Origin of the sequence: Mesorhizobium sp. WSM4904 (genome assembly GCF_029674545.1) — a bacterium.
Classification (GTDB): Bacteria; Pseudomonadota; Alphaproteobacteria; order Rhizobiales; family Rhizobiaceae; genus Mesorhizobium.
Map to the genome: position 1 here is coordinate 142003 of NZ_CP121354.1, position 13605 is coordinate 155607.

General features: G+C 65.0%; 13 protein-coding genes. 10 read left to right on the top strand and 3 right to left on the bottom strand.

Features of this window, described 5'->3' with window-relative positions:
* Positions 1 to 642, bottom strand: coding sequence for a DUF47 domain-containing protein (locus QAZ47_RS00670; protein ID WP_278233744.1), 642 nt, complete (start codon positions 640 to 642; stop codon positions 1 to 3).
* 155 nt (positions 643 to 797) lie between these two features.
* Here QAZ47_RS00670 and QAZ47_RS00675 point away from each other — a divergent pair, with 155 nt between their 5' ends.
* The 10 genes from QAZ47_RS00675 (at position 798) to QAZ47_RS00720 (ending at position 11403) form a co-directional block, all read left to right on the top strand.
* Positions 798 to 1697, top strand: a complete 900-nt coding sequence (locus QAZ47_RS00675) for a LysR family transcriptional regulator (RefSeq protein WP_278077309.1) — start codon at positions 798 to 800, stop codon at positions 1695 to 1697.
* A gap of 194 nt (positions 1698 to 1891) precedes the next feature.
* Positions 1892 to 2371 carry a formate dehydrogenase subunit gamma gene (locus tag QAZ47_RS00680; RefSeq protein WP_278205031.1) on the top strand — a complete coding sequence of 160 codons (480 nt, stop codon included), beginning with the start codon at positions 1892 to 1894 and terminating at the stop codon, positions 2369 to 2371.
* Positions 2368 to 3924, top strand: a complete 1557-nt coding sequence (locus tag QAZ47_RS00685; RefSeq protein WP_278232143.1) for an NADH-quinone oxidoreductase subunit NuoF — start codon at positions 2368 to 2370, stop codon at positions 3922 to 3924. The genes QAZ47_RS00680 and QAZ47_RS00685 overlap by 4 nt, the downstream gene beginning before the upstream one ends.
* Positions 3925 to 3934: 10 nt before the next feature.
* Positions 3935 to 6847, top strand: a complete 2913-nt coding sequence (gene fdhF / locus QAZ47_RS00690; protein WP_278205033.1) for a formate dehydrogenase subunit alpha — start codon at positions 3935 to 3937, stop codon at positions 6845 to 6847.
* A gap of 378 nt (positions 6848 to 7225) precedes the next feature.
* Positions 7226 to 8050 carry a formate dehydrogenase accessory sulfurtransferase FdhD gene (gene fdhD / locus QAZ47_RS00695; RefSeq protein WP_278232144.1) on the top strand — a complete coding sequence of 275 codons (825 nt, stop codon included), beginning with the start codon at positions 7226 to 7228 and terminating at the stop codon, positions 8048 to 8050.
* Entirely contained in the window at positions 8040 to 8354 is a 315-nt protein-coding gene (locus tag QAZ47_RS00700; protein ID WP_278232145.1) for a formate dehydrogenase subunit delta, read from the top strand. The genes fdhD and QAZ47_RS00700 overlap by 11 nt, the downstream gene beginning before the upstream one ends.
* Before the next feature lie 162 nt (positions 8355 to 8516).
* Positions 8517 to 10031, top strand: coding sequence for an alpha/beta fold hydrolase (locus QAZ47_RS00705; protein WP_278232146.1), 1515 nt, complete (start codon positions 8517 to 8519; stop codon positions 10029 to 10031).
* Between the two features lie 108 nt (positions 10032 to 10139).
* A complete protein-coding gene (locus QAZ47_RS00710; RefSeq protein WP_278232147.1) occupies positions 10140 to 10613 on the top strand; it encodes a carboxymuconolactone decarboxylase family protein in 474 nt (157 codons plus the stop codon).
* 72 nt (positions 10614 to 10685) lie between these two features.
* The gene (locus tag QAZ47_RS00715; protein WP_278232148.1) at positions 10686 to 11048 is read left to right on the top strand and encodes a nuclear transport factor 2 family protein; all 363 of its coding nucleotides are present in this window, start codon (positions 10686 to 10688) and stop codon (positions 11046 to 11048) included.
* Positions 11049 to 11088: 40 nt separating this feature from the next.
* Positions 11089 to 11403 (top strand): hypothetical protein, encoded by a 315-nt coding sequence (locus tag QAZ47_RS00720; RefSeq protein WP_278077318.1) that lies wholly within the window; start codon positions 11089 to 11091, stop codon positions 11401 to 11403.
* 79 nt (positions 11404 to 11482) lie between these two features.
* Here QAZ47_RS00720 and QAZ47_RS00725 read toward each other — a convergent pair whose 3' ends face one another.
* Positions 11483 to 11968 carry an ester cyclase gene (locus QAZ47_RS00725; RefSeq protein WP_278232149.1) on the bottom strand — a complete coding sequence of 162 codons (486 nt, stop codon included), beginning with the start codon at positions 11966 to 11968 and terminating at the stop codon, positions 11483 to 11485.
* A gap of 187 nt (positions 11969 to 12155) precedes the next feature.
* Positions 12156 to 13583, bottom strand: coding sequence for a gamma-aminobutyraldehyde dehydrogenase (locus tag QAZ47_RS00730; RefSeq protein ID WP_278232150.1), 1428 nt, complete (start codon positions 13581 to 13583; stop codon positions 12156 to 12158).
* Between the last annotated feature and the right edge of the window lie 22 nt (positions 13584 to 13605).

The window sequence follows — 13605 nt, forward strand, 5'->3', positions numbered from 1 at the left end:
CTAAACGTTCTCGATGACGATGCCGCTGATCTCGTTGGCGACATCCTCGAAACGGTCGACCACCTTTTCCAGCTGACCGTAGATCTCCGAGCCGATCAGATAGGCCATCGGGTCGCTGCGGCCGTGTCGCTTGAACAGGTCCTTCAGGCCCTGCTCGTGCAGGTCGTCGGCGCGGCCTTCGACGCGCATGACCTCTTCGGCTATGGCATTCAGGCGCGCGGCGTTCGCGCCCACCTTGCCGAGCAGCGGGATGGCCTCCGCGACCAACCGGGCAGCCTGGACGATGACGCCGCCCATTTCCCGCATCAGGGGATCGAACTCCCTCATCTCGAACAATTTCACCGTCTTGACGGTCTTGTGCATCATGTCGATGGCGTCATCCATCGACTGGATCAGATCCTTGATGTCGCCGCGATCGAAGGGCGTGATGAAGGAGCGCCTGACGGCAAGCAGGACCTCCGCGGTGATGCCGTCCGCCTCGTCCTCGAGGTCGATGATCGTCTGACACCAGCGGTCGATGTCCTTGCCCTGGAGAAGCCGCTCGAGCGCCTCGGCGCCGCCGACCACCGTGCGCGAATGCCGTTCGAACAGGTCGAAAAAGCGATCCTCGCGGGGCAACAGCTTGCGAAACCAACCCAGCATCTCGTCCTCCCTGCTTCCGCCCATCCCACATAACGCCATGCGCGACGCGGGAAAACAGATAGCCGGCTCAAAAATGTGGATGAGATCCGATTGGCCATGCGTCTTGCGCAGCAGGGCGATTTCCCCGACCTTGGGCAAACCGCGGATCGGATGACATGATCGACAAGCTGGAATTCTTCATTGCGCTCGCCAGGGAAGAGCATTTCGGCCGCGCGGCCGAGGTGTGCGGCGTCACCCAGCCGACGCTGTCGGCCGGCATCAAGCAACTCGAAGAGCAGCTCGGCGTCATGCTGGTGCTGCGCGGCTCGCGCTTCCAGGGCCTGACGCCGGAAGGCAAGCAGGTACTGGTATGGGCTCGACGCATCGTCGGAGATTCAAGGACCATGCGCGAGGAGATGCGGGCGGCGCGCCACGGCCTGTCCGGCCGCATCCGCATCGCCGCCGTCCCGACCGCGCTCGCCATGGTGGCGCGACTGACGACGCCGTTCCGCGAAAAGCATCCCGGCGTCACCTTCTCGGTGCTGTCGCGCACCTCGATCGAGGTGCTGACGCTGCTCGGCAATCTCGATATCGATGCCGGCATCACCTATCTCGACAACGAGCCGCTGGGGCGGGTGACCAGCGTGCCGCTCTATGATGAGCGCTACCAGCTGATCACGGCGGTCGGGAACCCCTATTCCGACCGCGACAAAGTGACGTGGGCCGAGATCAGCCAGCTGCCGCTCTGCCTGCTGACGCCGGACATGCAGAACCGCCGCATCATCGACCAGCATCTGGCCGAAGCCGGCGTGCAGGTGCGGCCGACGCTGGAATCCAACTCGATGATCGTGCTGTTCTCGCATATCCGGACCGGCAAATGGTCGTCGATCATGCCGCTCAACCTGGCGGAAACATTCGGCTTTTCCGAACCTATCCGCGCCATTCCGATCGTCGATCCGGATGCCAGCCACACGGTCGGGCTGGTTGCGGCGCCGCGCGAGCCGCATACGCCGCTGGTGCAGGCGCTGCTGGACGAGGCGATGGCGCTGGCAGACGATTTCCGCGCCCATCGCTAGGCTAGACAATGCGGACCGATCGTCCTTGATAGAAATTTTCTATCAAGCGACGGGAGAGCTTTATTGATCTCGGGGGTTTCCTCTGATTTCGTAAGGACTTAGCGATAATGCGCCCTTTGCATGTCGTTGCCCCGAAACCGCTCTATATTCTGGGGTGACATATGTTGGGCCGCCACGACCAGGGAGGGCGCTGCATGCCGATGCAGCCTGCAAGTACCGAGATCGCGTCGCGCACGGCGGCGATCGTCAACGAGTTCAAGGGCCTCGAAGGTCCGCTGCTGCCGATCCTCCACGGCATCCAGGAAGAATTCGGCCATGTGCCGCAGGCGGCCCTGCCGGTCATCGCAGACGGGCTGAACCTCTCCAGGGCCGAGGTGCACGGCGTCGTCACGTTCTATCACGATTTCCGCGCCCAGCCCGCCGGCCGACACGTGCTGAAGCTCTGCCAGGCGGAAGCCTGCCAGTCGATGGGCTCGGAGGCGGTCGCCGCCAAGGTCAAGCAACTGCTCGGCATCGATTTCCACGAGACCGCGCGTGACGGATCGGTTACATTGGAGCCGGTCTACTGCCTCGGGCTTTGCGCCTGCTCGCCGTCGGCGATGCTGGATGGCGAAGTGATCGGCCGGCTCGACGACGAGAAGATCGAAGAGATCGTCGCGGAGGTGCGTTCATGATCCCGCGCATCTACATCCCCGCAGATTCCGGCGCGCTGGCGCTCGGCGCCGAAAAGGTCGCCAAGGCGATCGAGAAGGAGCTCACGGAGCGCGGCGTCGAGGCCAAGATCGTGCGCAACGGCTCGCGCGGCGCCTATTTTCTGGAGCCGATGGTGGAAGTGGCCACCGCCGAAGGCCGCATCGCCTACGGGCCGGTGAAGCCCTCGGACGTCAAGAGCCTGTTCGACTGCGGCTTCCTCAAGGGCGGCCATCACAAGCGCTGGCTCGGCGCGCCGGACAAGATTCCCTTCCTCGCCAAGCAGACGCGGCTGACCTTTGCCCGTTGCGGCGTCATCGATCCGTTGTCGCTCGACAGCTACAAGTCGCATGGCGGTCTCAACGGGCTGCAGAAAGCCGTCGCCATGGCGCCGGCCGACATCGTCAGCCAAGTCACGGAGTCCGGCTTGCGCGGCCGCGGCGGCGCCGGCTTCCCGACTGGCATCAAGTGGAAGACGGTTCTCGATACGACTTCCGACCAGAAATACATCGTCTGCAACGCCGATGAGGGCGACAGCGCCACCTTCGCCGACCGCATGATCATGGAGGGCGATCCCTTCGTGCTGATCGAAGGCATGGCGATTGCCGGCATCGCCACCGGCGCGACCAAGGGCTTCGTCTATATCCGCTCGGAATATCCGCATGCGGTGGCGACGATGAACAAGGCCGTCGCGATCGCCCGCAAGGCCGGCGTGCTCGGCGCCAACGTGCTGGGTTCGCCTCATGCCTTCGACATGGAGATCCGCGTCGGCGCAGGCGCCTATGTCTGCGGCGAAGAAACCTCGTTGCTCAACAGCCTCGAGGGCAAGCGCGGCGTGGTACGTGCCAAGCCGCCGCTGCCGGCGATCCAGGGCTTGTTCGGCAAGCCGACGGTGATCAACAACGTGATCAGCCTGGCCTCCGTGCCGATCATCATGGACAAGGGCGCCGCCTACTACAAGGATTTCGGCATGGGCCGCTCACGCGGCACGATCCCGATCCAGATCGCCGGCAACGTCAAGCATGGCGGGCTGTTCGAGACGGCCTTCGGCCTGACGCTCGGCGAGATCGTCGACGAGATCGGCGGCGGCACGGCTTCGGGCCGTCCGGTGAAAGCGGTGCAGGTCGGCGGCCCGCTCGGCGCCTATTTCCCGCGCGCGCTTTTCGACACGCCGTTCGACTACGAAGAATTCGCCAACCGCGATGGACTGATCGGCCATGCCGGCATCACCGTGTTCGACGACAGCGCCGACATGATGAAGCAGGCGCGCTTCGCCATGGAGTTCTGCGCCATCGAGAGCTGCGGCAAGTGCACGCCCTGCCGCATCGGCTCAACGCGCGGCATGGAGGTTCTCGACAAGGTCGCCGCCGGCATCGAGGCGGAGAAGAACCTCGCTTTGGTCAGCGACCTCTGCAACACGATGAAGTTCGGATCGCTCTGCGCGCTGGGCGGCTTCACGCCCTACCCGGTGATGAGCTCGATCACGCATTTCCCCGAGGATTTCAAGCCCGCGCCGACGCGCGTGGCTGCTGAATAGGAGCTGGCAGATGAACATCAGGGCCGACTTCCCGACACTCATCGAAGAGATCGACTACGGCACGCCGGAGTCGAAAGCGACGAAGCAGGTCACGCTGACGGTCGACGGGCAGAGCATCACCGTGCCGGAAGGCACCTCGATCATGCGCGCGGCGATGGAAGGCGGGGTCGAGATCCCGAAGCTTTGCGCCACCGACATGCTGGATTCCTTCGGCTCCTGCCGCGTCTGCCTTGTCGAGATCGAAGGCCGCGGCGGCACGCCGGCCTCCTGCACCACGCCGGTCGGCGAAGGCATGGTGGTGCGCACGCAGTCGGAGCGGCTCGACGCCATCCGACGCGGCGTCATGGAGCTCTATGTCTCCGACCATCCGACCGGCTGGAACGAGAAGGCCGGAACCGGCGCCAGCGAGTTCGACGCGGTGGCGAAGTCGGTCGGTCTCACGGAGAACCGTTACGGCGTCGAAGGACGCAACCACGTCAAGGAAGAAGGCGGTGTGGCGCCCGGCCATGGCTCTTTGGCCGTCGACTACATCGCCCGCGACGAATCCAACCCTTATTTCACCTATGATCCGGCGCAGTGCATCGTCTGCTCGCGCTGCGTACGCGCCTGCGAAGAAGTGCAGGGCACCTTCGCGCTGACCATCGAGGGCCGCGGCTTCGAGTCCCGCATGGTCGCCGGCATGCATGAGGATTTCATCGCTTCCGAATGCGTGTCCTGCGGCGCCTGCGTGCAGGCCTGCCCGACCGACGCGCTGCGCGAGAAGACGGTGCTCGAAAAGGGCATGCCCGAGCGCTCGGCCGTCACCACCTGCGCCTATTGCGGCGTCGGCTGCTCGTTCAAGGCAGAGGTGAAGGGTGACGAGGTCATCCGCATGATGCCCTACAAGGACGGCAAGGCGAACCACGGCCATTCCTGCGTGAAGGGCCGCTTCGCCTATGGCTACGCCACCCACAAGGACCGCATCCTTTCGCCGATGATCCGCGAGAAGATCACCGATCCGTGGCGCGAGGTGACCTGGGAAGAGGCGATCGCCCACACCGCGAAGGAATTCCGCCGCATCCAGTATCAGTATGGACGCGGCTCGATCGGCGGCATCACCTCCTCGCGCTGCACGAACGAAGAGACCTATCTGGTGCAGAAGCTGGTGCGGCAGGGCTTCCGCAACAACAATGTCGACACCTGCGCCCGCGTCTGCCACTCGCCGACCGGATACGGGCTCGGCCAGACCTACGGCACCTCGGCCGGCACGCAGGACTTCGATTCGGTCGAATTCACCGACGTCGCCGTCATCATCGGCGCCAACCCGGCTTCCGCCCATCCGGTGTTCGCCTCGCGACTGAAGAAGCGGCTGCGTCAGGGCGCCAAGCTGATCGTGCTCGATCCGCGCCGCACCGAGATGGTGAAGTCGGTGCATGTCGAGGCGGACTACCACCTGCCGCTGAAGCCCGGCACCAATGTGGCGGTGCTGACGGCGCTGGCGCATGTCATCGTCACCGAGGGCCTGTTCGACGAAGCCTTCATCCGCGAGCGCTGCGACTGGGCCGAGTTCCAGGACTGGGCGTCCTTCGTCGCTCTGCCGGAAAACAGTCCGGAGACCGTCGGCAAGCTGGCCGGCGTCGATCCGGAGGCGATTCGGGGTGCCGCGCGCCTCTACGCCAAGGGTGGCAACGGAGCGATCTATTACGGCCTCGGCGTGACCGAGCACAGCCAGGGCTCGACGACGGTGATGGCGATCGCCAACCTTGCCATGGCCACCGGCAATATCGGACGTCCGGGCGTCGGCGTGAACCCGCTGCGCGGCCAGAACAACGTGCAGGGCTCCTGCGACATGGGCTCCTTCCCGCACGAGCTGCCGGGCTATCGCCACATCTCCGGCGAAGCCGTGCGCGACATCTATGAGAGCCTGTGGGGCGTTAAGCTGGACGAAGAGCCCGGCCTGCGCATCCCCAACATGCTGGATGCCGCCGTCGACGGCTCCTTCAAGGGCATCTACATCCAGGGCGAGGACATCCTGCAGTCCGATCCCGACACCAAGCATGTCGCCGCCGGCCTCGCCGCGATGGAATGCGTCGTCGTGCACGACCTCTTCCTCAACGAGACGGCGAATTACGCGCATGTCTTCCTGCCGGGCTCGACCTTCCTCGAGAAGGACGGCACCTTCACCAATGCCGAGCGCCGCATCAACATGGTGCGCAAGGTGCTGGAGCCGAAGGCGCGCTACGCCGACTGGGAGGCGACGCAGGTGCTTGCCCGCGCTATCGGCCTCGACTGGAACTATACGCATCCGTCGCAGATCATGGACGAGATCGCCAAGACGACGCCGAGCTTCGCCGGCGTCTCCTTCGAGCTGCTCGACCGCGTCGGCTCGGTGCAGTGGCCCTGCAACGAGAAGGCGCCGCTCGGCACCCCGATCATGCATGTTGACGGCTTCGTGCGCGGCAAGGGCAAGTTCATCCGCACCGAATATGTGGCGACGGACGAACGGACCGGACCGCGCTACCCGCTGCTGCTCACCACCGGGCGGATCCTGTCGCAGTACAATGTCGGTGCGCAGACCAGGCGCACCGAGAATGTCACATGGCATGCCGAGGACCGGCTGGAGATCCATCCGCACGACGCCGAGGATCGCGGCATCCGCGACGGCGACTGGGTGCGGCTGGCGAGCCGTTCCGGCGAAACCACGCTGCGCGCGCTGATCACCGACCGCGTCTCGCCCGGCGTCGTCTACACGACCTTCCACCATCCGGACACGCAGGCCAACGTGATCACGACCGACTTCTCGGACTGGGCGACCAACTGTCCGGAATACAAGGTCACCGCCGTGCAGGTGGCGCCGTCCAACGGCCCGACCGAGTGGCAGAGGGAGTATAACGAGCAGGCTCGCCAGAGCCGCCGCATCGCCCCGCTGGAAGCGGCGGAGTAGATGTGTCGAGGCAAGAGCTTCAATCTTGACGGCTGATCGCCCCCCACTCCGTCAAGCTTCGCTTGACACCTCTCCCCCGGTCGACGGGGGAGAGGAAAGGCGTGCGGCGATTCCAACTAGCTCCTTTCCTCTCCCTCCGGAGGGGGGAGAGGTGGCGCTGCGAAGCAGCGACGGAGTGGGGGAAGGCGCGGCTCAAACGCGAAGCCGTGGAAATTCGGACACAAGCCAAAGAAGAGGCAATCCGGCGTATCTGGCGAGCAGTCGACCCCCACTCCGTCAAGCTTCGCTTGACACCTCTCCCCCGATCGACGGGGGAGAGGAAAGGCGCGTGCGTCCAAAGCTGTCGCGGAGGACAGGCAGTACAGAGGTTGGCGCCTCGTGACCCGCCCTCCTGTCACTCAAATCTCTCGTCTCGCGCGTCGCGCCGGCGGCACCGCGGCCGCGAACCGCATGGTGCCGGAGGAGACGCCGGTGGCGTTCTCCTATGCCGGCACCACCCATGCGGTGATGATGGCAAGCCCCTCCGATTTCGAGGACTTCGCGCTCGGCTTCTCGCTGACCGAGGGCATCATTGCCGACCCGGAAGAGATCGAAGCGATCGAGGTGGAGGATCTCGGCGCCGGCATCGACATCCAGATCAAGCTGAAGGACAAGGCCAATACGCGCTTCCAGGCGCGGCGGCGCCGGCTCGCCGGACCCGTCGGCTGCGGCCTGTGCGGCATCGAATCCATCGAGGAAGCGATGCGTTCGGTCGACGCTGTGGGTGCGTCGAAGCTTACGCTTGAGGCCGAGGACGTCATCCGTTCGGTCAAGCTTCTGTCGAAGCTGCAGCCGTTGCATACAAAAACCGGCGCGGTGCACGCCGCGGCCTTCTACGTTCCCGGCAAGGGCATCGTGATGGCGCGCGAGGATGTCGGCCGGCACAACGCGCTGGACAAGCTCGCGGGCGCGCTGGCGAAAGCCGGCATCGACGGCGCGAGCGGCGCCGTCGTCGTCACCTCGCGCGTGTCGGTGGAGATGGTGCAAAAGACAGCTGCCATCGGCGCGCCGATCATCATGGCGGTCTCGGCGCCGACCGCACTTGCCATCCGCACAGCCGAGGCTGCCGGCATGACGCTGGTGGCGCTGGTGCGCGGCGACGATTTCGATATTTTCACCCACCCCGACCGGGTGGCTTCCGGAGTTGCCAAGCATGTCGCATGACGAAGACCACATCGCCAGCACCAAGGAAAAGCTGGTGCGCATGGCCAATCAGATCGCCACCTTCTTCCATTCGAAGCCGCGCGAGGAAGGCATTACCGGCGTTGCCGAGCACATCAACAAGTTCTGGGAGCCCAGGATGCGGCGGCAGTTCTTCGAGCTGCTGGACGGCGATCCGGAGGATTTCGACGACCTGGTGATCGCCGCCTCGGCCAAGATCAAGCGCCCGCTGACTCCCGAACAGGCCGACAAGAGCCTCGGCTATGCCAGGCCCGCGGATGCCGAGGGCACAGTTCCGCACAAATAGGGGCCGCCGCGCCCTCGGCGCCAGAGGTCTTATATTTCCGCCCTCTAAAGTTTGGCTGCCGCAAGCGGCCCGTCTCTGCTATGGTCGGCGCAGGAATTCGTCTGGCCGGACGGGGGCAATTGCGTGAGGCCGATCGAGACCAGATACGCCCGTAGCGGGGATATGCGGATCGCCTACCAAGTGGTCGGCCAGGGTTCGTTCGATCTCGTCTTCGTGCCGGGCTTCATCTCCAATCTCGACCTGCAGTGGGAAGACGAAGGCTACAGCCGCCTGCTGAAACGGCTCTCGGCCTTCTCGCGGCTGATCCTGTTCGACAAACGCGGCACCGGCCTTTCCGACCGCGTCGACACCCGTCACCTGCCGAGCCTCGAGACCCGCATGGACGACGTGCGCGCGGTGATGGATGCCGCCGGCAGCGGCCGCGCCGCGATCCTCGGCGCGTCGGAAGGCGCGCCAATGGCGATGCTGTTCGGCGCCACCTATCCGGAGCGAACGCGGGCGCTGGTGGTTTACGGCGGCTATGCGCATTTCCACAAATGGGTGATGCCACCGGAGCGGCTGGAAGCCTTCATCGAGACGGCGGAGACCTCCTGGGGCACCGGCGCGACCTTGCCCAATTTCGCGCCGGGCCGGGTGGACGACACGCATTTTTCCCATTGGTGGGCCCGGTTCGAACGGCTGTCGGCCAGCCCGACCGCCGCGGCGGCCCTTGCCCGCATGAATGCCGGCATCGACGTGCGCGGCATACTGCCGGCGATCAGCGCGCCGACGCTGCTCGTCCATCGCCGTAACGACGCGCGCGTCGACCCGAAGGCCAGCCGCTTCCTCGCCAGGAAGATCCACGGTGCCCGGCTGGTCGAAATCCCCGGCCGCGACCATCCGATCTGGACCGGAGACGTCGACCGCGTGGCCGACCTGATCGAGGAGTTCCTGACCGGCCAGCCGGCGGTCGCCGACACCGAGCGCGTGCTCGCCGCGCTGCTGGTGACGCGCATCTACGACACGGCCAAGCTCGGCGACCGCATGTGGAGCGAACGCAGCCAGCGCTTCCAGGAGACATGGCGGCTCTTGGTCGGCCGCCATGGCGGGCGTGTCGCCGGCACGCATGGCGAATTGATGATCTCGCGCTTCGATGGGCCGGCGCGCTCCATACGCTGCGCGGCGGCGCTGCGCGACGCCGCGCAGCAGATCGGCGTGGCGAGCGCGCAAGGGGTGCATGTCGGCGAGATCGAAATGCGCGGCGCGCCGGTCGGCCTGACGGCGCGGGTGACGATGCAGCTCGCCACCCATGCCGGGCGCGGGGACATCCTAGCCTCGCAGCTGGTCGCCGAACTCGCGGTAGGCTCCGGCCTGCATTTCGTCGACGCCGGCCGCATCACCCTCGACGAATTGGGCGAGCCGCTGCCGGTGGTACAGGCGACGTCGGAACAGCATCTGGAACCCGCCTGCCGCCCCAAACCCAAAGCAATGGAGCCGGTCGCCTTGACGGCCCGGGAAAGCGAGGTGGTGAGCCTGATCGCGGACGGCATGAGCAATGCGGCGATCGCCGCCGAGCTGAAACTCAGCGAGCATACGGTCAAGCGGCACGTCGCCAACATACTGCTCAAGCTCGACCTGCCGTCGCGGGCAGCGGCGGCGGCGTTCTCGGCAAGGCACGCTGGCCCGGACGGGCCATGAGAGCCATGGCGCTTTCGAGCGAAGCGGGCGAAGCGCCTTAAGGGTTACGAATTCTTCCCATGCAGGCCGGGCGATGTCGCCGAGACGGCACTGCGAATGGAGGATGAAATGCTGAAACTGAATCGCAAGATCGGATTGCTGGCGTTTGCCGCAGGCGCATTGCTGGCCATCACCTCGGCTCGAGCCGAAGACGCTTCGGCCACCGCCGCCTACAAGGACATCCAGGCGACGCTCGGCTCGGTGCCAGATATGTTCAAGACATTGCCGGACGTCGCCGTGGCCGGCGCCTGGGCCGAGATCAAGGGCGTCCAGCTCAATCCGAACACCGCCCTCAACGGCAAGACCAAGGAACTGATGGGCCTCGCGGTCGCCTCGCAGATCCCCTGCCAGTACTGCATCTATTTCCACACGCTGGCGGCCAAGGCCAACGGCGCGAGCGACGAAGAGATCAAGGAGGCCGTGGCGATGGCGGCGATCGTGCGGCACTGGTCGACCATGCTCAACGGCAGCCAGGTCGACCTCGCCGCCTTCAAGAAGCAGACCGACGACCTGTTCGCCGCCGTCAAGGCGAAGTCGCAGTGAGAACTCGCTGCCCGGCACGTGCCGGGCAGCGCCCCAATCGAATGCCCGGTCAGACGGGCCATGGAGATCAAAATGCTGACCAAGACACAAATTGTGGACGGCGCGGCGATCAAGAAGGCGATCGAAGGCCGTGACGGCAGGCTGCTTTCAAGCTTCTACACCGATGACGCGCTGGTGCGCGTGATCGACCGCAACAACCCGCCGAGCAAGCCGCGCGAAATCCGCGGCCGCGCGGCGATCACCACGTTCTGGGACGACATCTGCAGCCGGGCGATGACCCACAAGGTCGACACCACAATCGCCGAAGGCGACAGCCTCGCCTTCACGCAAGCCTGCGCCTATCCGGACGGCACGAAAGTGTTCTGCGCGGCGATGCTGGAACTGAAGAACGGCCGCATTGCACGGCAGACGGTCGTGCAGGCCTGGGACGAGTAGACCAACCGCGGCTCAACCGCAAATCTGGGAGGAGAAGCAAATGTTCAGCGCCAGATGGCAGATCGATGCCAAATTCGGGCACAAGCAAACCGCACTGGAACTGATGCGGAAATGGGAGCGCGAGATCGGCTCGCAGGTCGGCCTCGCCGACCTGAAGTTCCGACTCATGACCGGTTCAGTCGGCGCGCGGGAAGCTACGATCGAGGCCCACCACGAGGTCGAGAGCCTGGCCCAGCTGGAGGAATTCTTCGCCAAGATCGCCAAGATCGAAGCGCACGCCAAATGGGGCAAGGAGCTGGAGCCCTATGTGGTGTCGGGCACCAGCGTCTGGCAGATCTTCCGGATCGTGGAGTAGTGGCTTGAGCGGCAGGTAGATGAGGGGCGGAGCTGACTTCTCAGAACTTGGCGCTGCCCCTCATCCGGCCCTTCGGTCCCTACATCAAGCCGAGCTGCTTGTAGAAGCCGAGCGCATCGTAATAGTCGCTCTGGGTCGCGATCTTGCCGTCCTTGATGGAAAACATCGAGGCACCGGTGAAGGAGAACTTCTTGCCGGTGGCGGCCGTGCCGTCGCCCCAGGCACCGGTGTTGGTGCCGGAGAACTCCCACTCGAACGAGACGCGGTCGCCATCGACAACCGGCTTGCCCTTCATTGTCCAAACGGCATCGGGAACGGCCTTCAGGAAGTTGTCGATGACGCCGGTCTTGGCGGCGTCCTTGCCGGCCACCGGCTTGCCGACGGAGGCATCGTAATAGGTCACGTCATCGGCGAAGTAGCCGGCGGCCTTGGCCGAGTCATGCGCATTCCAGGCCGCGACGTAGGCCTCGACCACCGACTGCGCGGTGTCTCCGGCAAAGGACGGCGTCACGGCGAAAAGCGCGGCGACGACGGCTGCTGATGTCAGAAATTGGCGGCGCTGCATCGTTGTTTCCTCCCTGGTTGAAATGCTTGCCTCCGTTTCCTCCTCCCCTGTAGGAGAAGGTGACGAAGCTCGGTCGGATGAGGGGCGCCAGCCTGGCGCCAAGCTTACCCCTCACTCGGATTGCCAACCGATTTGCGAAGAGCAAATCGGGCAATCCGACCTCTCCCACAAGGGAAGAGGTAAAGCGCTAGCCGTGCGCCACCATGACGTGGCGAACGGCGGTGTAGTCTTCCAGCGCGTAAAGCGACATGTCCTTGCCGTAGCCGGACTGCTTGAGCCCGCCATGCGGCATCTCGTTGGTCAGCATGAAGTGGGTGTTGATCCAGGTGCAGCCATATTGCAGGCGGGCGGCCGTCGCCATGGCGCGCGAGATGTCCTTGGTCCACACGGACGAGGCGAGGCCGTAGTCGCTGTCGTTGGCCCAGTTCACCGCTTCGTCGACCTCCGAGAAGCGGGTGATCGAGACGACCGGGCCGAATACCTCGCGGCGCACGATCTCGTCCTCCTGCAGCGCGCCGGCGACAACCGTCGGCTGATAGTAGAAGCCCGAGCCCTCGCCCGGCTTACCGCCGGTGGTGATCTCGATGTGCTTCAGTTCCGAGGCGCGCTCGACGAAACTCGAGACGCGGTCGCGCTGGCGACGCGAGATCAGCGGCCCGATCTCGTTCTCGGTATCTTCGGGAAGGTTGTACCTGATGGTCGAGACCGCCGAGGAGAGGTCGGCAACGAGCTTGTCGTAAATCTTCTTGCCGGCATAGATGCGGCAGGCGGCAGTGCAGTCCTGGCCGGCATTGTAGTAGCCGAAGGCGCGCAGCCCGTTGACCACGGCGCCGAGGTCGGCATCGTCGAACACGATCACCGGCGCCTTGCCGCCGAGTTCGAGATGCGTGCGCTTGACCGATTTGGCGGCGGCCTGCAGCACCTTCTTGCCGGTGGCAACGTCACCGGTGATCGAGATCATGTTGACCTTGGCATGGTTGATCAGCGTGTTGCCGACGCTGTCGCCGCGGCCGAGCACGACATTGACGACGCCTTCCGGCAGAATCTCCGAGAGGATCTTCGCCAGCTTCAACGCCGTCAGCGGCGTCTGCTCCGACGGCTTGAAGACGACCGTGTTGCCGCCGCCGATCGCCGGCGCCAGCTTCCAGGCCATCATCATCAGCGGATAGTTCCAAGGCGCGATGGAGGCGACGATGCCGATCGGATCGCGCCTGACCATCGAGGTGTGGCCCGGCAGATATTCGCCGGCGACCTGGCCGGGCATCGAACGGACCGCGCCGGCGAAGAAGCGGTAGCAGTCGACGATCGCCGGAATCTCGTCATTGAGCACCGCGTTGATCGGCTTGCCGCAATTCAACGCCTCGAGCTCCGCGAACTCCTTCGCCTCCGCCTCGATACGGTCCGCGATCTTCAAGAGATAGCCCGAGCGCTGCGCAGGCGTCGTGCGCGACCAACTGACGAACGCTTGTTCGGCGGCACTGACGGCGGCCTCGATCTGCGCCGGGCTCGCTTCGGCCAAGTTGAAGATGGTCGCCCCGGTTTTCGGATTGAGGATCGGCTCCTCGGTTTCGGTGCCCTTCTCGAATTTCGAGCCGATCAGCATCTGGGTGTCCATTGGGTGTCTCCCTTAAAAGGAG

Excerpts from the sequence above, each read along its gene's own strand:
- QAZ47_RS00705 (WP_278232146.1), top strand. The coding sequence starts at position 8,517 with ATGCGGATCGCCTACCAAGTGGTCGGCCAGGGTTCGTTCGATCTCGTC.
- QAZ47_RS00730 (WP_278232150.1), bottom strand. The coding sequence starts at position 13,583 with ATGGACACCCAGATGCTGATCGGCTCGAAATTCGAGAAGGGCACCGAA.
- QAZ47_RS00720 (WP_278077318.1), top strand. The coding sequence starts at position 11,089 with ATGTTCAGCGCCAGATGGCAGATCGATGCCAAATTCGGGCACAAGCAA.
- QAZ47_RS00700 (WP_278232145.1), top strand. The coding sequence starts at position 8,040 with ATGTCGCATGACGAAGACCACATCGCCAGCACCAAGGAAAAGCTGGTG.
- QAZ47_RS00670 (WP_278233744.1), bottom strand. The coding sequence starts at position 642 with ATGCTGGGTTGGTTTCGCAAGCTGTTGCCCCGCGAGGATCGCTTTTTC.
- fdhF (WP_278205033.1), top strand. The coding sequence starts at position 3,935 with ATGAACATCAGGGCCGACTTCCCGACACTCATCGAAGAGATCGACTAC.
- QAZ47_RS00725 (WP_278232149.1), bottom strand. The coding sequence starts at position 11,968 with ATGCAGCGCCGCCAATTTCTGACATCAGCAGCCGTCGTCGCCGCGCTT.
- QAZ47_RS00685 (WP_278232143.1), top strand. The coding sequence starts at position 2,368 with ATGATCCCGCGCATCTACATCCCCGCAGATTCCGGCGCGCTGGCGCTC.
- QAZ47_RS00710 (WP_278232147.1), top strand. The coding sequence starts at position 10,140 with ATGCTGAAACTGAATCGCAAGATCGGATTGCTGGCGTTTGCCGCAGGC.
- QAZ47_RS00675 (WP_278077309.1), top strand. The coding sequence starts at position 798 with ATGATCGACAAGCTGGAATTCTTCATTGCGCTCGCCAGGGAAGAGCAT.
- QAZ47_RS00715 (WP_278232148.1), top strand. The coding sequence starts at position 10,686 with ATGCTGACCAAGACACAAATTGTGGACGGCGCGGCGATCAAGAAGGCG.
- QAZ47_RS00680 (WP_278205031.1), top strand. The coding sequence starts at position 1,892 with ATGCCGATGCAGCCTGCAAGTACCGAGATCGCGTCGCGCACGGCGGCG.